The 19255-nt window shown below is 63.5% G+C and carries 21 protein-coding genes and 1 pseudogene; 11 read left to right on the forward strand and 11 right to left on the reverse strand.

The window, feature by feature from the left end; all coding sequences use genetic code 11:
- Position 1: 1 nt before the first annotated feature.
- Positions 2 to 244 carry a hypothetical protein gene (locus tag JO965_RS26960; RefSeq protein WP_203445164.1) on the reverse strand — a complete coding sequence of 81 codons (243 nt, stop codon included), beginning with the start codon at positions 242 to 244 and terminating at the stop codon, positions 2 to 4.
- Positions 228 to 593, reverse strand: a complete 366-nt coding sequence (locus JO965_RS26965; RefSeq protein ID WP_203445165.1) for an integration host factor subunit alpha — start codon at positions 591 to 593, stop codon at positions 228 to 230. Before JO965_RS26965 ends, JO965_RS26960 begins: the two co-directional genes overlap by 17 nt.
- A gap of 722 nt (positions 594 to 1315) precedes the next feature.
- Here JO965_RS26965 and panD point away from each other — a divergent pair.
- The 8 genes and pseudogenes from panD to JO965_RS27005 all read left to right on the forward strand — a co-directional run bounded on the left by panD (position 1316) and on the right by JO965_RS27005 (position 8118).
- Positions 1316 to 1768: an aspartate 1-decarboxylase gene (panD, locus tag JO965_RS26970; protein WP_203445166.1), complete on the forward strand. Its 453-nt coding sequence runs from the start codon at positions 1316 to 1318 to the stop codon at positions 1766 to 1768.
- A 32-nt stretch (positions 1769 to 1800) separates the two neighbouring features.
- Positions 1801 to 2532 (forward strand): energy-coupling factor ABC transporter ATP-binding protein, encoded by a 732-nt coding sequence (locus JO965_RS26975; RefSeq protein ID WP_203445167.1) that lies wholly within the window; start codon positions 1801 to 1803, stop codon positions 2530 to 2532.
- Entirely contained in the window at positions 2529 to 3161 is a 633-nt protein-coding gene (locus tag JO965_RS26980) for an energy-coupling factor transporter transmembrane protein EcfT (protein ID WP_203445168.1), read from the forward strand. Before JO965_RS26975 ends, JO965_RS26980 begins: the two co-directional genes overlap by 4 nt.
- A complete protein-coding gene (locus JO965_RS26985) occupies positions 3158 to 3715 on the forward strand; it encodes a biotin transporter BioY (protein ID WP_203445169.1) in 558 nt (185 codons plus the stop codon). Before JO965_RS26980 ends, JO965_RS26985 begins: the two co-directional genes overlap by 4 nt.
- A complete protein-coding gene (locus tag JO965_RS26990; RefSeq protein ID WP_203445170.1) occupies positions 3712 to 5190 on the forward strand; it encodes an AMP-binding protein in 1479 nt (492 codons plus the stop codon). Before JO965_RS26985 ends, JO965_RS26990 begins: the two co-directional genes overlap by 4 nt.
- Complete coding sequence (locus JO965_RS26995; RefSeq protein ID WP_203445171.1) at positions 5187 to 6326, forward strand: thiolase family protein; 1140 nt, start codon at positions 5187 to 5189, stop codon at positions 6324 to 6326. Before JO965_RS26990 ends, JO965_RS26995 begins: the two co-directional genes overlap by 4 nt.
- Complete coding sequence (locus tag JO965_RS27000; RefSeq protein ID WP_203445172.1) at positions 6319 to 6780, forward strand: MaoC/PaaZ C-terminal domain-containing protein; 462 nt, start codon at positions 6319 to 6321, stop codon at positions 6778 to 6780. Before JO965_RS26995 ends, JO965_RS27000 begins: the two co-directional genes overlap by 8 nt.
- Before the next feature lie 306 nt (positions 6781 to 7086).
- Positions 7087 to 8118, forward strand: a pseudogene (locus JO965_RS27005) (ABC transporter substrate-binding protein).
- Between the two features lie 485 nt (positions 8119 to 8603).
- Here the strand turns inward: JO965_RS27005 and JO965_RS27010 are convergent.
- Complete coding sequence (locus JO965_RS27010) at positions 8604 to 8879, reverse strand: hypothetical protein (protein ID WP_203445173.1); 276 nt, start codon at positions 8877 to 8879, stop codon at positions 8604 to 8606.
- Entirely contained in the window at positions 8876 to 9088 is a 213-nt protein-coding gene (locus JO965_RS27015) for a hypothetical protein (protein WP_203445174.1), read from the reverse strand. The genes JO965_RS27010 and JO965_RS27015 overlap by 4 nt, the downstream gene beginning before the upstream one ends.
- A 618-nt stretch (positions 9089 to 9706) precedes the next feature.
- Here JO965_RS27015 and JO965_RS27020 point away from each other — a divergent pair.
- Positions 9707 to 11137 (forward strand): aldehyde dehydrogenase family protein, encoded by a 1431-nt coding sequence (locus JO965_RS27020; protein WP_203445175.1) that lies wholly within the window; start codon positions 9707 to 9709, stop codon positions 11135 to 11137.
- Positions 11138 to 11492: 355 nt separating this feature from the next.
- On the opposite strand, the gene JO965_RS27025 is transcribed toward JO965_RS27020, so the two are convergent.
- The 4 genes from JO965_RS27025 to JO965_RS27040 all read right to left on the reverse strand — a co-directional run bounded on the left by JO965_RS27025 (position 11493) and on the right by JO965_RS27040 (position 14629).
- Positions 11493 to 11942, reverse strand: coding sequence for an aminotransferase class IV (locus JO965_RS27025; protein ID WP_203445176.1), 450 nt, complete (start codon positions 11940 to 11942; stop codon positions 11493 to 11495).
- The gene (locus JO965_RS27030) at positions 11929 to 12528 is read right to left on the reverse strand and encodes an aminodeoxychorismate/anthranilate synthase component II (protein WP_203445177.1); all 600 of its coding nucleotides are present in this window, start codon (positions 12526 to 12528) and stop codon (positions 11929 to 11931) included. Before JO965_RS27030 ends, JO965_RS27025 begins: the two co-directional genes overlap by 14 nt.
- Positions 12529 to 12537: 9 nt before the next feature.
- Positions 12538 to 13920 carry an aminodeoxychorismate synthase component I gene (gene pabB, locus JO965_RS27035; RefSeq protein ID WP_203445178.1) on the reverse strand — a complete coding sequence of 461 codons (1383 nt, stop codon included), beginning with the start codon at positions 13918 to 13920 and terminating at the stop codon, positions 12538 to 12540.
- 496 nt (positions 13921 to 14416) lie between these two features.
- The gene (locus JO965_RS27040; RefSeq protein ID WP_203445179.1) at positions 14417 to 14629 is read right to left on the reverse strand and encodes a hypothetical protein; all 213 of its coding nucleotides are present in this window, start codon (positions 14627 to 14629) and stop codon (positions 14417 to 14419) included.
- Positions 14630 to 15108: 479 nt separating this feature from the next.
- Here JO965_RS27040 and JO965_RS27045 point away from each other — a divergent pair, with 479 nt between their 5' ends.
- The gene (locus tag JO965_RS27045; RefSeq protein WP_203445180.1) at positions 15109 to 15264 is read left to right on the forward strand and encodes a DUF1127 domain-containing protein; all 156 of its coding nucleotides are present in this window, start codon (positions 15109 to 15111) and stop codon (positions 15262 to 15264) included.
- A gap of 576 nt (positions 15265 to 15840) precedes the next feature.
- Positions 15841 to 17520 carry an MFS transporter gene (locus tag JO965_RS27050; RefSeq protein ID WP_203445181.1) on the forward strand — a complete coding sequence of 560 codons (1680 nt, stop codon included), beginning with the start codon at positions 15841 to 15843 and terminating at the stop codon, positions 17518 to 17520.
- 125 nt (positions 17521 to 17645) lie between these two features.
- On the opposite strand, the gene JO965_RS27055 is transcribed toward JO965_RS27050, so the two are convergent.
- The 3 genes from JO965_RS27055 to JO965_RS27065 all read right to left on the reverse strand — a co-directional run bounded on the left by JO965_RS27055 (position 17646) and on the right by JO965_RS27065 (position 19217).
- The gene (locus tag JO965_RS27055; RefSeq protein WP_203445182.1) at positions 17646 to 18527 is read right to left on the reverse strand and encodes a 3-hydroxybutyryl-CoA dehydrogenase; all 882 of its coding nucleotides are present in this window, start codon (positions 18525 to 18527) and stop codon (positions 17646 to 17648) included.
- 139 nt (positions 18528 to 18666) lie between these two features.
- Complete coding sequence (locus tag JO965_RS27060) at positions 18667 to 19014, reverse strand: hypothetical protein (protein WP_203445183.1); 348 nt, start codon at positions 19012 to 19014, stop codon at positions 18667 to 18669.
- Positions 19011 to 19217, reverse strand: coding sequence for a hypothetical protein (locus JO965_RS27065; protein WP_203445184.1), 207 nt, complete (start codon positions 19215 to 19217; stop codon positions 19011 to 19013). Before JO965_RS27065 ends, JO965_RS27060 begins: the two co-directional genes overlap by 4 nt.
- Positions 19218 to 19255: the final 38 nt, after the last annotated feature.

Consider the following 19255-nt stretch of genomic DNA (forward strand, 5'->3'; position numbering starts at 1 on the left):
CTCAGCCGCTGCCTGGAGTTTTCAGCCAGTTTCTGAAGGCTGCGACGCCTGTGAACAGGATGGCGCCACCCACAACGCTCGCCACCATCTCGCCAATGACATGCGTGTAGATGTCGTCCGGGATGTTGTTGAAGACGACGTGATGAACTTGGTGGAACGCCGCAACAGCAAGGCCCGCCAAGCCGCCGTAGATGGCGCTGCTCCTGAGGCTCCATTTCGGCGTCGGCTCAACACTCCGCTTCACAACGCTCGTCCTTGCGACGTCGACGGCCTTCCTCAAGAGAATTGCTTGACCGCGACGATGCGCGGTTGACGTGCGCTTTGAGGACCGGTGAGGCACTGAATGAAAGGGCACGACTGGGTGCGATGGGCACTTCCACGTTGGTCTTGGGATTGCGGCCGATGCGGCTGCCTTTGGTTCGCACAGCGGAAACCCCGAATGAGGATAGCTTTACGGGATCCCCTGCCTCGAGTGCGGAGCACATCGCCTCAAGAACCTGACCAACGAGATCTGAGGCAAACTCCTTCGTCACGGGTGCTTGCTGGTACACCGCCTCGGCCAGATCAGCTCGGGTTACGCTTTTCGGTGCCATGACGACAATCCAGGCAGTTCAAAGAACGGGCTGCCGTTGCCAGCAGTCCTAGTTTGGGAGGAACGACTTTCCTCAGAGGAGCGACCGCGGGGAGATGCAAGTCGCGCAACGCCATTAGCATTTCGCATCACATGTTGAAATCCCGTGTCGTGCATGTAATCGTTTGCGACATGCAATTGTTTGCCAGGAGCTCACGTTGTGTCGGGCAGAACACAAAACGCAGGTGCTCTATGGTTGCGCTATAAAGTCTTCGCGGTCATTCTCGTTGACCTGATTGCACTCGTTGCGCGTGCGCCTGATCGAGGCAGCATCGTCGCGAGGCCATCCACGTCATCACCGAGCACACCGCTCCTTCGCGAGGCGAGCAAGCGCACGCAATCCGGAGCTGGCGTTCGTGACGCGTTCCTGCGCTTGCGATCATCAGCGCAAGAAGAACAAACTGATTGCGTTTGGTCGCAGGACAGCAAGAATGATCTCAATCAAAGGCCAAATTTGGAAGATCTAACTCTTGAACCCAGGCTCGCTGCCGCGATAGAAGCTCGTGTGGAATAAGGGCTTTGCGATCGTTCACCTGAAGCCCATGGGCGGCTTTGATGTCGACACTTCCTGTCAGACCTGACGTCAACTCTCGCCGCACGCGTCTGATGACAACTGGCTTGCTGAAGCGGTGACGGTGCTGTGCCTGCGCCGTGGGCTCGACAGCTGGCACGAAGGATTGCCCCATGAGGAAAGTTGTTGCGGCCAAGTTGCACGGCCTTCATGTGACCGGCGCAAACCTGAACTATCATGGCTCGATCACCTTGGATCCGGATCATTGCGAGCAGGCCGGGATCGTCCCACTCGAGTTCGTGGAGATCTGGAACAAGAACTCGGGCGCCCGGATCTCGACCTATGTGATTCTGGGCGAGCGCGGATCCCGGTGTTGCATCCTGAACGGTGCGGCGGCGCGAACCTGCCAGCCGGGCGATCAGGTGATCATCTGTAATGCGATCTACATTCCCGAGAAGCAAATCAGCGACATGACTCCGAGGGTCTTGACCTTCGATCACGAGAACAATGTCATCGAACGCTTGAGCTATCAGGTCCGGGTCGATCCAACAGGACGCTATCAGTTTTCGATTCTCGATGAATCCGGTGTCCAGCAACCAATTCCCCTTCTCGCCAGCGCCGGATGATCTCGCACCCATGCTGGATGAGTCGATGACCGATGACTGAAGCAGCGCGGCCCGTGCTCCCTGACCCTCACATCATCTTCGACCAGGTGACCTACGCTCACGGGGAACACGTTGTTTTCGACGGCTTCTCGCTCGCGCTGCAAGAGTGGCGCGTGGGCCTTATCGGCGCCAATGGCTCGGGCAAGAGCTCGCTGCTGCGGCTGGCGCACGGCTTGGCTCTGCCGAGGGCCGGAACCGTCGCAACCGTTGGCCTGCACACCACGGCTCAGCGAAAGCAGATCCCCTCCCGCGTCGGCTTTCTGTTTCAGAGTCCCGACCGCCAGATCATCTTTCCGACGGTCGGCGAGGAGATTGCTTTCGGGTTTCAGGAACGAGGGGACACCCGCCGGGAAGCCATGCGCCAAGCCCTGGTTTGGCTCGACCGGTTCGGCCGAGCTGATTGGGCTGACCGGGTCGTGCACGAGCTGTCGGAGGGGCAAAAGCAGCTGGTCTGCCTGATCTCTGTCCTGGCGCTGGAGCCAAGTCTCATTCTGCTCGATGAGCCCTTCGCCAGCCTGGACCTTGCAACCCGGCTTGCCTTTGCGGATCAGCTGCAGGCCCTCGATCAGCCGATCGTCATGGCCAGCCACGATCTCGACTTTCTGGTTTCCTTCGATCGCATCGTGTGGCTGGAGCAGGGGCGGGTTCGGGCCGATGGATCGCCTCGTGAGGTCCTGGATGCCTACAGAGCCCAGGCGCACGGGGCGATGAGGGAGCTCGCATGATCGCGGGCTATCTCGCCGCTCCCACCTGGCTTCACCGTGTTCCGGCGGGTCTCAAGCTGGGAGCCGTCGCGGCCGTGAGCCTTCTCGTGCTGCCGGTGACGGATTGGCGGGTGCTCGGAACCGGACTGGTCCTGGTGCTGGGGCTCTACGCCAGCCTCGGGCGAGAGGCCCTGCGCCGCGTGGCCTTGCTCAAGCCCTTGATGCCGCTTCTGCTGGCAATCGCGCTGCTCCAGGGCTGGCTCGAGACGTGGCCCGCGGCCGCGGCCTCGATCACACGCATCCTCCTGATGGTGCTGGCGGCCAGTCTTGTGACTTTCACCACGTCGATGCAGAGCATGATTGACGCCGTGGCTCCTGTTCTGGCGCCGCTCAGACGGGTGGGGCTCAATCCCCGCGTGCCTGCTCTCGCCATTGCCCTGGTGCTCCGCTTCGTGCCGGTCCTGCTGTCCGCCTGGCAGCAGCGGGAGGAGGCGTGGCGCGCCCGCACCGGCCGCCGCGCCTCGCTCAGGCTCGTCCCGTCCTTCATCGCCGAAGCCCTGCGCATGGCCGACCAGATGGCCGAAGCTCTCGACGCGCGCGGCTTCAACACCCGTTCCTCCGCTCAACCCCATCCAGGAGACCAGCGATGACCACCCGTGAGTTCGTTCGCATTGCGCTGTTTGCAGCGATCATTGCCGCCCTCGGGCTTCTGCCCAAGATCGACCTGCCCTTTGCGGCCGGCGTCCCCGTGACCGCCCAGACCCTTGGCGTGATGCTGGCGGGGGTTCTGCTCGGTCCGCGCTCCGGGGCGGCGGCCGTTGTGCTCTTTCTCGCCGTCGTGGCGCTTGGAGCCCCGCTCCTGGCCGGCGGGCGCGGGGGGCTCGGGGTCTTCTTCGGCCCGACGGTCGGCTTCCTGCTGGGCTGGGTGCCTGGCGTGATGGTGACAGGGTTGGTCTTCCGGGCCCTGCCTCAGCGGCCCGCTGGCGTCTCGGCCGCCGCAGCGTCCATTCTGGGCGGCATCGGTGTCATCTATGCCTGCGGCATTGCCGGTCTTGCCCTGATGACCGGAATGCCGCTGGCGAAAGCGGCTCTGGCCAGCCTCACGTTCCTGCCCGGCGACCTGCTGAAAGCGATTGCCACGGGTGCTGTCGTGGCGGCCATGCCGGCATCCATGCGCTTGAGAGCCTCCGTCCCGCAGCCATGAACGTGACCGCGGCCCTCACGGACCATGCCCGGGCAGCCCCGGATCGCCTCGCGCTGATCGTTGAGGATGAGACGCTGACCTATGCGCAGTTGGAGGAAGCCGTCTCCCGTCTGGCCGCAGCGCTGTGCCAGGAGCCGGCGGGTGGCATTGCGCTGCATCTGCCCAACGGCCTGCCTCTGGCGCTGCTGAGTCTGGCCGCGGCCCGCGCGGGTCGCGAAGCCCAGATCCTGGATCCGGACTGGCCTGCTGAGATGGTGCAGAGAGTTCTCACGATTGTGCGCCCTGCCCGCGTGTTCACCGTCAGCCCAAGCGTCATGGGCGATCGGGCTGTTCTCGTTGATCCCTTAGCGCCGGTCCAACGTCTCGGCGTGTCTCTGACTCCACCTCGTCCCGGAGCGGTCCCAGAGACGGATCCCGGCACAGCCTTCTATGTCGGCTTCACGTCTGGATCGACCGGAGAGCCCAAAGGATACCGCCGCTCGCATCGCTCCTGGCTCGAGAGCTTCAAGGGCGATGCGATCGAATTTGGTCTTGGACCCTCCGATGTCGTGCTCGCGCCTGGGACGCTCACCCACTCCCTGTTTCTCTATGCCTGCATGAATGGCCTGCATGCCGGTGCAACCGTCATTTTGAGCCGCCGCTTCAAGCCAACCCAGGTTCTGCGCCTCATCACACAGCATCGCGCGACGGTGCTGTATGGGGTCCCCACCCAGCTCACCATGCTGGTTGAGGTGGCCGAGGAGAGGCCGCAAGAGCCGTTATCATCCCTGCGCTGGATCCTGAGCTCAGGCGCCAAGTGGGTCTCGGAGGCCCTGCCGCGCCTCAAAGTTCTGGCGCCCCATGCCCGCTTTGCCGAGTTCTATGGCGCATCCGAACTGAGCTTCGTGACCGTGGCGAAGGAGGGTGAAGCTGTGCCGGCGACGTCAGTCGGCCGGGCTTTTCCGGGGGTGACCATCACCATCCGCGATGAGGCTGGGCGGGTCCTGCCGGCGCGCCAGCCGGGACGCGTGTTCGTCGAAAGCCCCCTGGTGTTCATGAACTATGCCTATGGCGGGAGCGGCGGCTGCTGGCGCGCGGGGGCGGCGGTGTCGGTCGGCGATGTCGGCTTTCTTGATACCGACGGCTTTCTGCATCTCGTCGGCCGCGCCAACCGCATGATCGTCTCGTCCGGCAAGAACATCTATCCCGAGGAGATCGAGCGCGTGTTCGAACGGCATCCAAGCCTTGCCGCCGTGGCCGTGCTGGGCTTGCCCGATGCCCGGCGGGGCGAGCGGATCGTTGCGATGGTGGCTCTGCGCGATCACAGCGTCACCCGGTCGGCTCTCATCGCCCATGCCCGCCAGGCCTTGCCGCTGTTCAAGGTGCCCCGGCTTTATGGAGTCGTCCCCGACTGGCCGCTGACGCGCTCGGGCAAGGCGGATTTCGAAGCCTTGCGGCATGCCTGGCATCAGGGCCGCTACAGGGCGCTGGGATGAGTCGCGCCTTCCTGATTGCGGCCCGGCGCCTCGCCGTCGTTCCGCGCGGGGGCGCGTTTGCACGCTTTGAGGCGCATGAACTGGCAGCCGGGCCCATCCGCGCGGCGCTCGACGACGTCGGCCTCGCGGCCGCAGGGGTCGATGAGGTCATTCTGGGCAACGCTCTGTATGGCGGCGGCAACCCGGCTCGCCTCGCCGCGCTCGCCGCAGGCCTGCCCGAGACTGTCCCCGCCATGACGCTGGACACCCAATGCTGCGCCGGCCTGGACGCGATCCTGGCCGCAGCGGCCCGTGTTCGCGCCGGCGAGGCCGATCTCATTGTGGCCGGGGGTGTGGAGAGCTACAGCCGCGCGCCGATGCGGATCAGGCCTGCCAAGGGTCATGATGGTCAGCCCCGACCGTATGACCGACCTCCCTTCACGCCGTGGCCGGACCGGGACCCGGACATGATTCCGGCGGCAGCCGCCCTGGCAGGCGAGTTCGGGATCCGGCGGGCCGATCAGGAAGCATTCGCCGTGGCAAGCCACGCCAAAGCTCTGTCCGCACCGCCATCCGACGAGATCGTGCCTCTTGCGGGTGTCACACGCGACGCCTTTGCGCGCGCCCTCTCCCCCGCCCTTTGTCAGCGTTTGCCGGTGCTGGCCGGCGACCGTGAGCATGCCGTGACGGCGGCAACAGTGGCTATTGAGGCCGACAGCGCTGCGGTTGTCCTTGTCGCCTCCGCGTCCATCGCTCAGCACATGGACCGCACGGCTCTCGAAATTGTCGGTACAGCGCGGGTGGGCGGTGACCCAGGACGTCCCGGTCTTGCGCTCATCCCGGCGGTCCGCAGGCTGCTTGACCGCCAGGAGATGAACGTATCTGGGCTGTGGCGCGCGGAGATCATGGAAGCGTTCGCCGTGCAGGCGATGGCCGGGATCGCGGCCCTGGGCCTCGACCCAGCTCTGGTCAACCGGGGCGGTGGTGCCCTCGCGCGAGGGCATCCGATCGGCGCGTCGGGCGCAATCCTCGCTGTCAGGTTGTGGCACGATCTGATGCGCTCAAAACAGGACGGGTTTGGACTGGCGGCGATTGCAGCCGCTGGTGGGCTCGGCAGCGCCCTCCTCCTGCGCTCACCGGGAGATCATCATGGGTAACGCACTGCATGTCAGGCGCGCGTCGGAACTCAGCCACTATCTGCATCAGCCGCTTGGCCCCACCCGATGGTGTCAGGTGGACCAGGAGAGGATCGATGCCTTCGCAGCCCTGACCGACGATCCGCAGTGGATTCACGTTGATCCGCATCGCGCCGCTGAGGAACTTCCAGGCGGGCGAACGATCGTTCCAGGTCACCTGCTGCTTGCGCTCCTGCCCTCGTTGGTGCGTGAGACCTATCTGGTCACCAAGGCGCGGAGCAGTCGCCTCGCCGCCTTGCGGAATGTGCGCTTTCGACGGGCGATTGGATGCGATGTGCCATTCCGGCTTTCGGGCTGCATCCAGAGCGTGAAGACGCGAGGGGTCATCACCTTCGTTGAGATGCGGTGCATGTTGACGGTAGAACACGAAGACACTGTGGTTGAAGTCAGCCGAACCGATGCGTTCCAAGATTGACATCGTTCCACAAGAACCGAGAGGCGCCCTTTGTCGAGCAGGAACCGGAATGGATCTCGCGCGATCAAGCGTGCGAAAGCGATGCCGTTGCATTCACGATCTTGCGCAGCTGTCTACGATTTTCGGGCAATCCCGCGCAGCCAGTTATCTCTTCCCGAGCCGTTTTCTGAACTGGGCGGCTCCGCTCTTCCTCCTCGACCGCTCGGCACCAGCGGCCGCTTTCGTTTCACGACTGAATTTCTAGCAGGACATCTCATGACAGGCACACAGATGAATCGAGCAAACCTTACGAAAGCGACTACGTGGATGCGGCAATGGGCTCATAGGATGGGATTTCTGGCGGCTGCTCTCACCTGGGGCGCGGGAAGCGCCGTGGCGCAGCAGCCGCTCACGGAAGTGACCTTCGGCACCAACTGGCTCGCGCAAGGCGAACACGGCGGCTACTATCAGGCGCTTGCCGACGGAACTTACGAGAAGTACGGCCTGAAGGTCACCATCGTGCCGGGCGGCCCGCGCGCCGGCAACCGCATGCTCATGACCGTCGGCAAGCTCGACTTCTACATGGGCGGCAGCATGATCCAGGCTTTCTCGGCGGTGGAGAAGGACATCCCGACCATCGTGGTGGCGGCCCATTTCCAGAAGGACCCGCAGGTGCTCATGAGCCATCCCGGCCAGGGACTCGACACCTTCGCGGATCTGAAGGCATCCAACGATATTCTGCTCTCCAAAGATGCGGCCGCCACCTTCTTCCAGTGGATGAAGGCCGAGCACGGCTTCAGGGACGAGCAGGTGAAGCCCTTTGGCTTCAATCCGGCGCCCTTCATCGCCAACAAGCGAGCGGTGCAGCAGGGCTATGTCACGTCGGAGCCTCTCACCATCGAGAAGACCGCGGGCTTCAAGCCCAACGTGTTCCTGCTGGCTGATCATGGCTTCAGCACCTATTCCACCACGGTCGAAACGCGCCGCGAGGTGGTGGAGAAAAACCCCGACCTCGTGCAGCGCTTCGTCGATGCCTCGACCATCGGCTAGTACAATTACCTCTATCGCGACAACACGAAGGCCAAGGCTCTCATCAAGCGCGACAACCCGGAGATGACCGACGAGCTTCTGGCCTATTCCCACGCCAAGATGAAGGAACACGGCATCATCGATTCCGGCGACGCGCAGACGCTCGGCATCGGGGCCATGACGGATGCGCGGATGAAGAACTTCTTCGACAAGATGGTGAAGGCCGGGCTCTTCAAGCCGGATCTCGACTACCGCAAAGCCTATACGCTCCAGTTCGTGAATAAGGGCGTGGGCTTGGATTTGAGAAAGGAAACTGATGGAGTGAGGTAGCGACAAGCGTGGGCACAACGGACATCATCGCAGCTGGCGCCACGCCTGAGGCCTGAAGTGGCATCAAACGTCTTTGATACGGTCATGAAGACGATGTTCACTACGACAGTCGAGGACGTGGCACATCGCAAGGGCGAGGATTTCGGCGTGCCGGATCGTTGCGGGAAATCGACATCCTCGCGCAACGCCTGCAGTTCCCGCACTTTAATGACAGCATCAATTTTCGACAGCGCCCCGGCCTGGAGTTTCCGTTTCGGCGGGAGCGCTTTCTCGGCGGGAACCGACCGGCGGAGCACTGCGCCACGGTGCAGCGCCCTTTTGGTGCTGCTTGTCACGGGGGTCCGATCAGCTCGGTCTCCCAAAGTTGCCGATCACCAACAGCTGTCGACGGGCTCCGGGTTGGGCACGGATGCCCCGCCCTCACGGGCTCGTCGTGGGGCCTGAACTGGCGCTCAAGGTCCGGCCTCGGCCGCAAACCCTCCGGATCAGAGCCCTCGGGTCGAGCTCTGGGCAGCGCCATGCCGGTTGTTGGTCTTCACCCTTGGGTGGCCGAGCCAGGCGCACACCTCTTCCAGGGACGAGAAGTCGTGCTCGATCTCCCGGAAGGGCGAGGGCCTCTTGCTCCGCGGCAGGTCTTCGAGCAACTCGGCCGTCCAGGCGTAGGGCTGGCGCGAGCCGTTCCTGACCACGCTGGCGATGACGGTGTCATGCAGCAGGAGATCAAAGGCGCCGGGCGCCAGCTGGATCAGGCGGTACGTCATCGTGCCTGCTTCCCGGAGCGATCCTGCTCCTTGATCCACTCATAGGCCTTAGCGAGAGCCGCCTCGCGATCCGGAGCCAGGATCAGGGTGGGACGCTGCCTGGGCAGCGCGACAAAGGCCATCCAGTCCAGACCGCTCGGGCTGAGGCGGATCTGGTAGCCGTTGTGCTCCAGGAGGTCGGGTGCTGGACGGTGGTGAGGATCAGTCATGGCTGTGATGCAGGTTTGGCTCTCACGCGGAACGCACCAGGCGGGTGTCGCGATTAGTGTTTGCACGGCCAGTCTCTGGTGAACCTGAAGGAGCTTGAACCCTCAACAAGGCGGGTATGAGTGGTTGCCCCTAACCGTAGAGCGACAGGCCCGAGCAGGAGGATCTATGCCTGAATTCCACAACTATGGCTAGATCATCATCCAAGACAATGGCGCCTTTGTCGCACATCGCCTGTCAGAGACCCGGTGCTGGATCCACGAGTGCTTCGGTAGGAAGCTTTCAGACGATGCATCAATCCCAAAACTTACCCTCAACAATTCAGTTGTGTGTGCTAGCCGACCGTTCGGCACATGGCGTGCCCTCAAGCCGGAGCATCGCCCCGGTACGGGATCACGGTCCTCCAATTCAACGTCGCTCGTGTTGCAGCCTTTGGTCTGCTGGCGCTTGAGGCCAATGCACTCTTCGCTCTTGACGGCGGCGCGTTGCATGCGGGAAAGGTGCTCTGTCAAACGTCAGCCGCATCTCGTTCGGGTCGCATGACACCGGTGCCTCTCGCGCCTGGGGCTGACCCGGATCAACGGAGGTGCCGCTGCCGACGCAGCAAAGGGCGCAGGCCGGTGCAGCATCTTCACCAGCTCTACATCGACGGGCAGTGGGTTCCTCCAAACAACCCACATCTCGTCGACCTTATCAACCCAGCCACCGAGGCTGTGTTCGCAACCTTCGCGCCGGGCGACGCCACTGACATGGACCGTGCCGTCGCCGCAGCACAGCAGGCCTTTGCCGCCTATTCTCAAACGCCACGACCGGAGCGGCTCGACCTCCTGTGCGCCATCATCGACCGCTATCGGCAGCGCAGCGACGACCTCATCGACGCGGTGCGGCTGGAAATGGGAGCCCCGCTCATCCTGGCCCGCGAGCGCCAGGTGCCCGCCGGGCTGCGTCATCTGCAGCAGAGCCTCGCTGCCCTTCGCAGCTACCCGTTCGACACCCGGAACGGCGCAACCCTGGTCACGCGCGAGCCGGTGGGGGTCTGCGGCCTGATCACGCCGTGGAACTGGCCTCTGCTGCAGATCGCCTGCAAGATCGGACCGGCTCTCGCGGCCGGCTGCACCATGGTCCTCAAGCCGAGCGAGTGCGCGCCGGTCTCCGCCTCGATCCTGGCCGAGATCCTGCACGAAGCGGGAGTGCCGCCGGGAGTGTTCAATCTGGTTCACGGGGACGGTCCGACCGTCGGGCAGGCTTTGGCCTCCCATTCCGGCGTGGACATGGTGTCGTTCACCGGCTCCACCCGGGCCGGCATCCTGGTGGCCACGGCCGCGGCGGCCACGGTCAAGCGGGTGCATCAGGAACTCGGAGGCAAGTCGCCCAACATCCTGCTCGATGATGCGGATTTCGCCGCGGGCGTGGCTCACGGCACCGCAGCCTGCTTTGCCAACAGCGGGCAGTCCTGCAATGCGCCGACCCGTCTGCTCGTCCCGGCCAACCGGCACAGGGAAGCTGCCGAAATCGCCAGGCGGATCGCTCAGGAGACGGTGGTCGGCGACCCGCGCGCGCTCAGCACGCAGCTTGGTCCGGTCGCCAACCGCGCCCAGTTCGAGCGGGTGCAGGTCCTGATCGCCTCCGGTCTGCAGGAGGGTGCGACGCTGGTGGCGGGCGGTGCCGGCCGCCCGGCCCGCCTGGACCGGGGCTTTTATGTCCGCCCTACGGTGTTTGCGGACGTGCACAACCGGATGCGGATCGCGCGGGAGGAGATCTTCGGGGCGGTGCTGGCCATCCTGCCGTATGGCGACGAGGAGGAGGCGATTGCGATCGCCAACGACACTCCCTTTGGTCTCTCGAGCTACATCACGGCGGCGGATCCTGAGCGGGCCCGGCGGATGGCCCGGCGCCTGCGGGCCGGCATGGTGCATCTGAATGGCGTCGCGAGTGACCCGGCCGCACCGTTTGGCGGCTACAAGCAGTCAGGCAACGGGCGCGAACGCGGGGTGTTCGGCCTTGCGGAATTCCTCGAGGTCAAATCGATCTTCGGCTATGGGCCAGACTGACTGTCACTTTGCCTTTAACTTTGAGATTCGTCGCGTTGGGTGTCGAAAAGCGACATTCTTTGCCCTTAAAGGCGAGATGCCGATCAGGTTTGTTCACGGCTCTTTGATCCCTGCGTGTGAACGCGGTGCTGTATCTGGCGCGATACGATCGACGGTGGCGAGCAAACGGGCTTCCTTGTGATAGGTCCGGAGCAAGGCGACCTTGGCGAACTCTGTCAGGTTCCGATCCATCTGCATCGCAGCCAGCCGCACACCCCTGTAAACGCTGTCTCACATTAAGGGGGATAAATCTCGATCTTAAAGGCAAAATCTCGCATTTTGCAGCAAAGGATTGCCATTGATTTTGTTGAATTCCTTATCTCGCCTTTAGGGGCAAAGCGACATATCTCGAGGTTGGGGAAGAGGGATTGCGCCGGATCCGTGACGTCGCCATGCGCACCTCCGCAGCCGTCGGATTGGGCGACCATGGTGCGGACGCAGCCGCAAAGACGGTGGGCTGTTGGTGAGCCGGAGGCCGTAAGCCGCGGGGTCCCGCCCCTCGGGTCAGGGTCAGGCGGATGATGCCTCCGTCGGGGAGAGCGGCGGTCAGATCATCAACCGGCCGTCGCAGAGACTCTCGGTCCACGGGTATGTTCAAGGTAGCCGCGCCGGCGAGAAGACGATCGAGGTGCGCGTCCAGCATGAAGGCTCGGCCATTCGTGACAACCAGCGTTTCGAACAAGCCGTCGCCCAGCAGAAGCCCCCGGTTGCGCAAATCGAAACCGGTTCGCGGATCATCCGAGATGCTTCCATCAAACCACAGCATGGCGACTCCTCTCGGCTTGTGCAGCGATATCGAGGAAGTTGGACAGCAGCGTGTGTCCGTGCTCGGTTAGAATGGACTCCGGATGAAACTGCACGCCATAGGTTGGATGGCGCCGATGCTGCAGGGCCATGATCTCGCCCTCCTCAGAGCGCGCGGTCACCTCCAGCTCCGTCGAGATCCGATCCTCCTCGACAATCAGCGAATGATACCGCCCTGCCCGCAGCGGGTTGGGCAGGCCGTTGAAGAGGCCTTGACCGCTGTGATGGATGGCAGAGGAGCGCCCATGCATGGGCCTGCGCGCCCGTGTGACCCGCCACCCGTAGACCTGTCCGATGCATTGATGGCCGAGGCAGATCCCAAGCAGCGGCAGCGATCCCGAGAGCTGCCGGATGATCTCGCAGGACACGCCGGCCTCCGACGGAGAGCACGGCCCCGGCGAGAGCACGACCGCTCGCGGCGACAGGTGCCGGATGGCGCCGACATCGATCGAGTCGTTGCGGACTACCTTCACCGTCTCGCCCAATTCAGAGAAGTACCGCGCGACGTTGAAGACGAAGGAGTCATAGTTGTCGATGATCAGGATCATTCTGGTCGTCTATGCTTCAAAGGCTGCAAAAATGCACTGAGCTTTCGTCAAAGTTTCCTCGTACTCGGCCCGCGGCTCGGACAGCGCCGTAATCCCACTGCCGGCGTGAAACACCGCGGATCGGTCTTTCAGCATGACCGTCCGGATCGCGATGTTCGTATCGGCTGTCCCGTCGAAGCCAAAGTAGCCGATGGAGCCACAATAGACCTGCCGGGCACAGTGTTCGATCTGCGTGATGATCTCCATGGCCCGGATCTTCGGAGCGCCCGTGATTGATCCCCCAGGGAAACAGGCCGCCATCGCGTCGGTCGCCGTAAAGCCTGAATCGAGTTGACCCTCGACGACGGAGACGAGATGGTGGACGGCCGCATAGCTCTCCAGACCGCACAGCAGCGGGGCGCGCACGGTGTGGGGCTTGCACACCCGCGACAGGTCATTGCGCAAGAGATCGACGATCATGAGGTTCTCGGCCCGATCCTTGTCGGAGCGCAGCAGCGCCTCCGCCAAGTTTTGGTCGCGGCGCTGATCAGACGAGCGGGCAGTCGTGCCTTTGATCGGGCGGGTTTCGACACAGCCCCGGTCAACCTTCACAAAGCGTTCGGGAGAGCTCGAGGCAATCGTACTCTCGTCAAAGTTGAGAAAAGCGCTGAATGGCGCAGGATTCTTGCGGCGGAGGTGGCCGTAGAAGGCAAGCGCATCGAACTCATCGGAGACCCGAGCGGTAAAGCGCTGGGCAATGTTCGCCTGGAAGATATCTCCGGCCAAGATGGCGTCGATCACGGCCTCGACGGCCTCCCCGTAGCCACTGGCCGAGAAGTTCGACGTCCATGGACTCACCAGTTTGAAGCCACGGAGATAGCGCGGCATATGCGCGAGAAGCCTCCGAAAGTATTGAGCGCGCGCTGCGGCACGCTTCTGGCGTCTGTCGGGATCCTGCTCTGGCCAACCGGTTGAAAGCAGCCATGCGTCGCCGCTCCAGTGATCGAAGCTCACGACGACATCGTAGAATGGGAGCACGGCCTCCGGGCACGGGACGTCGACCGGCGCCGGTGTGAGCCTCTCGAGGGTGTGCCGGAAATCATAGGCCAGATAGCCTGCAGCACCACCTTGGAAGGGCGGCAGCCTGTCGACTCTCGATTGGTGGTATTGATCTAACAGTGAACGCAGTGCGGATAGTGGCGGTTGAGGTAAGGGGGCACCGTTCCAAAATGCTCGGCTACCCTGCACGAGGAACCGGCCGAACGGGTCCGCGGCGACGAAGGAGTAGCGTCCAAGCCCGGGATGGCGCAGAGCGCTGTCCAGGAACAGCAGATCGGGCAGATGCGACAACGTCTGCGCGCAGGTGAATGCGTCAAGGCTGCCAAGATGTTCAAGATGGATCGGGAGTCGCATGACCTCAGCCGTCGAAAGCAGATCAGGGTTGGCATTCTTGAAGAGCAGACCTCATCCAACAAGCAATGCCGAAAAGCAACGGCATGGGAAGCTGAGGCTGAGCTACGTTCTGTGTTACTTTACATAGCGTAGTGACGGATACGTTTTCATCTCGGATTTGTTGGTCCAATGCTCCAAGCCCTAAGGGCCGGACTGGATTTCGGTGTGACTTTATGACCAGGGACGATGGGCCACTAAGCTTTTCCCGAAATCGCTTTGCACCTCTGGTTCGCCAAGCCAGGTGGTTCGCCAAGCCAGGCGCGGAGTTCGTCCAGTGTGGGAAAGTCATGTTCGACCTGCTTGAACGGAGCAGGTCTCCTGCTCCGCGGCAAATCCCCAAGCAGTTCCGCAGTCCACGTGGAGGGCTGTCGTGACCCGCTTCTCACGACGCTTTCCATGAGCTCACCATTCAGCAGGAAATCATAGGCGCCCGGGGCGAGTTGGATCAGGCGGTAGGTCATGTCCGAGCCTCAGCTGAGGCGAGCTGCGCCTCGATCCATTCGCAGGTCTTTGCAAGAGCGGCCTCACGATCCGCAGCCATGATCCGGGTCGGGCGCTGCTTGGGCAGAGCCACGAAGGCCATCCATTCCAGGCCGCTTGGGCTAAGGCGGATCTGGTAGCCCTTGTGTTCGACGAGGTCGGCTGTCTCACGGTGATGGGGATCAGTCATGGCTGTGATGGCCGGTCTTGGGTCTCAGGCAGCATACATCAGGCGATTGACTTGGCCCTTGCTTGGATGGGCCAGTGTGAGAGTAGAGCATGAGGAAGAGCAAGGCAATAATGTCGCTGTGGCCTCGGCTCGGCTTGCACGGCTGGTGGTTGGGTTTACCCGCAGCCTTACGGAGGCGACCGTCGCTCGATGCCGACCGAGCTCGTGCTCCCGCAGCGCCTCCTCTGAGGCCTGGGCGCCTCCCCTTCTGCTCGCTCTCAGGAACGAAGAGCGGGCCGAAAAACCTTCTCCAGAATGCCCTATATATGTGACGTGAGCAGTCCGGTTAATGATTTGTGACAGCTGCATGCATCGTGAGCATGCCGGCCTCGGTGAGAGCACCCCTGCTCATTTGTGCGCCGCACAAGTATGTATGGTGCGCCGCACACGCCAGCACGCAAGCCACCAGCCCTCGGCTGGCGAACTGACAGGAGTTTCAGATGATTGTGACCCAAATCCTCGCGACACTCCGGGCCTACTTCCGATACCGCGCCACCGTCACCGAGCTGTCCCGGCTCTCCGATCGGGAACTCGATGACCTCGGCATCCGGCGCTTTCAGATCGACAGCATTGCGCGACAGGACATCGCGGCCTGACATCGTGCTGCACCGCGTCCCGTCGGCGCCCGCTCGTCAGCGGGCGTTTGCGTTCGAGGCGACATGCGGCGCATGAACGTCCCTCCCCTGCTCCTCAAGCCCGTCACCAGCCGGATTTTCGCAAAGCGCCAGAGTGTTTCCTCACGCGTCAGAGCTCTCGCCACGATTGGATCAGCGGCATTCTTGCAACCGTGATCGTCTGCCCGGTTGAATAAGCCCGGATCCAGCGAAACAGAGTCGTGTGGTCCACTTGCACGCCAGGATCAGAGGGCATGCGTTCGAGATCGCGATTGCTGAGTGCGAACTGCAGATTCCAACGCACCGCCCACAGAATGATCTCCGCTGTGAATGGCCGACGTGCGAACTGACTCTTAGCCCTCCTCACGTTACACCCCCTCCAGCCTCATCCGAGGTAGCTCACGCGCAATACGCTTCAAAACAGCAACAGATCCACGCCAAGTGGGGAACGTCGACGAGGGTGGAAAAAGCGCTTGCCCCCTGGCTAGCGGCCCAGTATCCCGGACTATCCCTGATCTGGTCCAGAATCAAGCCATCGCCGGCAAGGCAGGAGCCGAATTGACCGATCCGCTCAAGCCCCAGACGATCAGCGGCGACGGCGTCACCGCGCCGCTGCGCTATCCCGCCTTTCGGCGCATCTGGCTGGCGAGCCTGTTGTCCAATCTCGGCATCCTGATCCAGGGCGTCGGTGCGGCGTGGGCGATGACGCAGATCACGTCGTCGGCCGACAAGGTCGCGCTGGTGCAGACGGCCTTGCTGCTGCCGGTGATGCTGATTGCGCTACCCGCCGGCGCCATTGCCGACATGCATGATCGCCGCATCGTGGCGCTGGTGGCGCTGGCGATTGAGATTTGCGGCGCAACCGCGCTGACCGGACTCGAGTGGCTGGGGCTCACCACGCCGGATCTGTTGCTGGGCCTGTGCTTTGTGGTTGGCAGCGGCATGGCGTTGATGGGCCCGGCCTGGCAAGCCTCTGTGAGCGAGCAGGTCCCGGCAGACACGCTGCCAGCAGCCATCGCGCTCAACGGGATCAGCTACAACATCGCGCGCAGCTTTGGGCCGGCGATCGGCGGCGTTGTGGTGGCGACCGCGGGCGCCGTCGCGGCCTTTGCATTGAATGCGCTGCTTTATCTGCCGCTGATGCTCGCGCTTGTCCTCTGGAAACGCGTCGCCGCGCCCTCGCGGCTGCCCCGCGAACAGCTGCGCCGCGCCATCGTGTCCGGCGTGCGCTACATCACCAATTCACCGTCGATCAAGATCGTGCTGACCCGCACCGTGGCCACGGGCATGATCGGAGGCTCGCTCTCGGCGCTGATGCCGCTGGTGGCGCGCGATCTCTTGCAGGGCGGCGCGCAGACGTACGGCATCCTCCTTGGCGCCTTTGGCCTTGGTGCTGTTATCGGGGCGCTCGGCATGGGCGAGATGCGCCAGCGCCTGAGCGGCGAGGCCGCAGTGCGCGCCTGCACGCTGGCGATGGGGGGCGCGATGGCCGCGGTGGCGCTGAGCCACGAGCTCGTTGTGACCGCGGCGGCGCTGGTGGTGGCGGGCGCAGCGTGGATGCTGGCGGTCGCGCTGTTCAATATTGGGGTCCAGCTTTCGGCGCCGCGCTGGGTCGCGGGCCGCGCGCTGGCGGCCTACCAAGCGGCGATCTCCGGCGGCATGGCCCTCGGCAGCTGGGGCTGGGGCCGGCTTACCGATGCCGCTGGCGTCGAGACCGCACTGCTGGTGTCGGCCGCGCTCATGCTGCTCTCGCCGCTGCTTGGGTCCTGGCTGCCCATGCCGCGCATCAGCGCGCGCGGCGACGAGGCCGAGGGGCTGGCCGATCCCGAGGTGCGGCTACCGCTGACTGGGCGCAGCGGGCCGCTGGTGGTGGAGATCGAATATCGCGTCGCGTCGGAGAAGGCGCGGGTGTTTCACGCTCTGATGCAGGACGTCCAGCTGTTCCGTCAGCGCAACGGCGCCTATGGCTGGTCGCTGGCGCGCGACATCGCCGATCCTGAACTGTGGACTGAGCGTTATCGCTGCCCGACGTGGCTCGATTATTTGCGCCAGCGCAACCGCGCGACGCCATCGGAGCGCGCATTGGATCAGCAGGCGACGGCGTTCCACATCGGCCCTGAGCCGGTGCGCGTCCGCCGAATGCTGGAGCGCCCGTTCGGATCAGTGCGCCGGAAGGAACCCGACCGGGCCGCGAACGAGGTCCTGCCCGGTCATTACACGCGCGGCGGGAGGCAATAGCACTCGTCCGTTCAGAACCAGAAGATCCGACGTTTCTGATTGAAGCGGACGTCGCACATGCCGCGTGTCAAGGCACTGTTCTCTTATTCCGGCACTTGAGCGTGGAGCATGACCATTGTCGATCCCTAGCGGGTCGGAACCGGGTGCTCGCCGCGATAATCGTAGAAGCCGCGCTCGCTCTTGCGGCCGAGCCAGCCGGCCTCGACGTATTTCACCAGCAGCGGACAAGGACGGTATTTGGAATCGGCCAGGCCCTCGTGAATGCCCTGCATGATCGACAGGCAGGTATCGAGGCCGATGAAATCGGCCAGCTGCAGCGGGCCCATCGGGTGGTTCGTGCCGAGCCGCATGGCCGTATCGATGCCTTCCACCGAGCCGACGCCCTCGTAGAGAGTGTAGATCGCCTCGTTGATCATCGATAACAGGATGTGATGAACAATAAAGGCCGGGAAATCCTCGGAAACCGTCACAGTCTTACCGAGCTTAGTGATGAACTCCTTGGCGGATTCGTAGGTCGTTTCTGCCGTCGCAATGCCGCGGGTCAGCTCGACAAGCTGCATCACCGGCACCGGATTCATGAAATGAATGCCGATGAACTTCTCAGGCCGGTCGGTGGCGGCGGCCAGGCGCGTGATCGAAATCGAGGAGGTGTTGGTGGCCAGCAGCGCGTCGGGGCGCAGCGACGGGCTGAGAGTGATGAAGATCTTGCGCTTCACCGCCTCGGTCTCGGTCGCCGCCTCGACGGCGAGATCGCACAGGGAGAGGTCATCGTAGCTGAGGGCCGGGCGAATGCGCGCGAGCGCCGCCTGGCGCTCGGCGTCGGAGATCGCCCCCTTTGCAACCTGACGCGTGATGTTCTCGTTGATGGTGGCGAGCCCGGCATTGATCCGATCCTCCGAGAGGTCGTGGAGCCAGACGTTGAAGCCTGCGAGCGCGCAGACATGAGCGATGCCGCTGCCCATCTGCCCTGCGCCGATGACGCCAACCGTTGTGATGGAAACGGTCATCTTGACACCTCACGTGTTTCGCTGTGCCTCATCGTGCGCGGACATTGCAAAGCAACGAACTCAGAACCACGCTGGCCCCTCTCGGGGGACCACGCACCATAACCGTTCAGGAGGAGGGGGATCCGCATCAGGCCGTCCCTCAGGCGGCTTTCCGTCTGGCGTCACAGACGAGGTCGACAGCGGCAGCCAGTTCGGGTTCATCGAAGTCGAAGCAGCCACAGCTGTCGAGGGTTGTGCCGGTGGCATGGCAGTAAACCTCCAGCCATAAGGGCGGAATATCACGCGACTTATGTTCCGGCTGGGTCAGCTCTGTCAGGCGCACCTCCACCGGTCCAAACCTTGCCAACGTGGCGGTTTTAACGCCGCTGGCCTGATCCGGCATCGCGGCGAGCTGAACATAGGCGCGAAGGACGGCTTGTTCGAGCGCGTCAGGATCGGGGGCCATCGCGTCAGAGCGCGCGCGAGAGGACCATCGGGGCTGCGTCATTGAAGTCTCCATAAAGCCGCGTCGGACTGACCGCTGTTCGGGGCAACCTTGAAATCCGCCGCCGTCTTGGCCTTGATCCCGCCGACGGCGACGCCGTCGGCGGGATCAATCAGGCTCATGCCGGAGCCGCCCTTCCTGTCGATGGTGAGAGCGCTGCGGCTCCGCTCCACGTCATCCTTCGGTCTGCCATGGGAGGCTGGCATGCCGCAGCTCAACCTATGGCAGTTGCGAGCACAAGTAG

The organism is Microvirga sp. VF16, from assembly GCF_016864375.1.
Lineage (GTDB): Bacteria > Pseudomonadota > Alphaproteobacteria > Rhizobiales > Beijerinckiaceae > Microvirga.

What these genes read in the sequence shown, in the direction of transcription:
- JO965_RS26965 (WP_203445165.1), bottom strand. Translation starts at nt 593, where the DNA reads ATGGCACCGAAAAGCGTAACCCGAGCTGATCTGGCCGAGGCGGTGTAC.
- panD (WP_203445166.1), top strand. Translation starts at nt 1,316, where the DNA reads ATGAGGAAAGTTGTTGCGGCCAAGTTGCACGGCCTTCATGTGACCGGC.
- JO965_RS26975 (WP_203445167.1), top strand. Translation starts at nt 1,801, where the DNA reads ATGACTGAAGCAGCGCGGCCCGTGCTCCCTGACCCTCACATCATCTTC.
- JO965_RS26980 (WP_203445168.1), top strand. Translation starts at nt 2,529, where the DNA reads ATGATCGCGGGCTATCTCGCCGCTCCCACCTGGCTTCACCGTGTTCCG.
- JO965_RS26985 (WP_203445169.1), top strand. Translation starts at nt 3,158, where the DNA reads ATGACCACCCGTGAGTTCGTTCGCATTGCGCTGTTTGCAGCGATCATT.
- JO965_RS26990 (WP_203445170.1), top strand. Translation starts at nt 3,712, where the DNA reads ATGAACGTGACCGCGGCCCTCACGGACCATGCCCGGGCAGCCCCGGAT.
- JO965_RS26995 (WP_203445171.1), top strand. Translation starts at nt 5,187, where the DNA reads ATGAGTCGCGCCTTCCTGATTGCGGCCCGGCGCCTCGCCGTCGTTCCG.
- JO965_RS27000 (WP_203445172.1), top strand. Translation starts at nt 6,319, where the DNA reads ATGGGTAACGCACTGCATGTCAGGCGCGCGTCGGAACTCAGCCACTAT.
- JO965_RS27010 (WP_203445173.1), bottom strand. Translation starts at nt 8,879, where the DNA reads ATGACGTACCGCCTGATCCAGCTGGCGCCCGGCGCCTTTGATCTCCTG.
- JO965_RS27015 (WP_203445174.1), bottom strand. Translation starts at nt 9,088, where the DNA reads ATGACTGATCCTCACCACCGTCCAGCACCCGACCTCCTGGAGCACAAC.
- JO965_RS27025 (WP_203445176.1), bottom strand. Translation starts at nt 11,942, where the DNA reads ATGCTGTGGTTTGATGGAAGCATCTCGGATGATCCGCGAACCGGTTTC.
- JO965_RS27030 (WP_203445177.1), bottom strand. Translation starts at nt 12,528, where the DNA reads ATGATCCTGATCATCGACAACTATGACTCCTTCGTCTTCAACGTCGCG.
- pabB (WP_203445178.1), bottom strand. Translation starts at nt 13,920, where the DNA reads ATGCGACTCCCGATCCATCTTGAACATCTTGGCAGCCTTGACGCATTC.
- JO965_RS27040 (WP_203445179.1), bottom strand. Translation starts at nt 14,629, where the DNA reads ATGACTGATCCCCATCACCGTGAGACAGCCGACCTCGTCGAACACAAG.
- JO965_RS27045 (WP_203445180.1), top strand. Translation starts at nt 15,109, where the DNA reads ATGATTGTGACCCAAATCCTCGCGACACTCCGGGCCTACTTCCGATAC.
- JO965_RS27055 (WP_203445182.1), bottom strand. Translation starts at nt 18,527, where the DNA reads ATGACCGTTTCCATCACAACGGTTGGCGTCATCGGCGCAGGGCAGATG.
- JO965_RS27060 (WP_203445183.1), bottom strand. Translation starts at nt 19,014, where the DNA reads ATGACGCAGCCCCGATGGTCCTCTCGCGCGCGCTCTGACGCGATGGCC.
- JO965_RS27065 (WP_203445184.1), bottom strand. Translation starts at nt 19,217, where the DNA reads ATGCCAGCCTCCCATGGCAGACCGAAGGATGACGTGGAGCGGAGCCGC.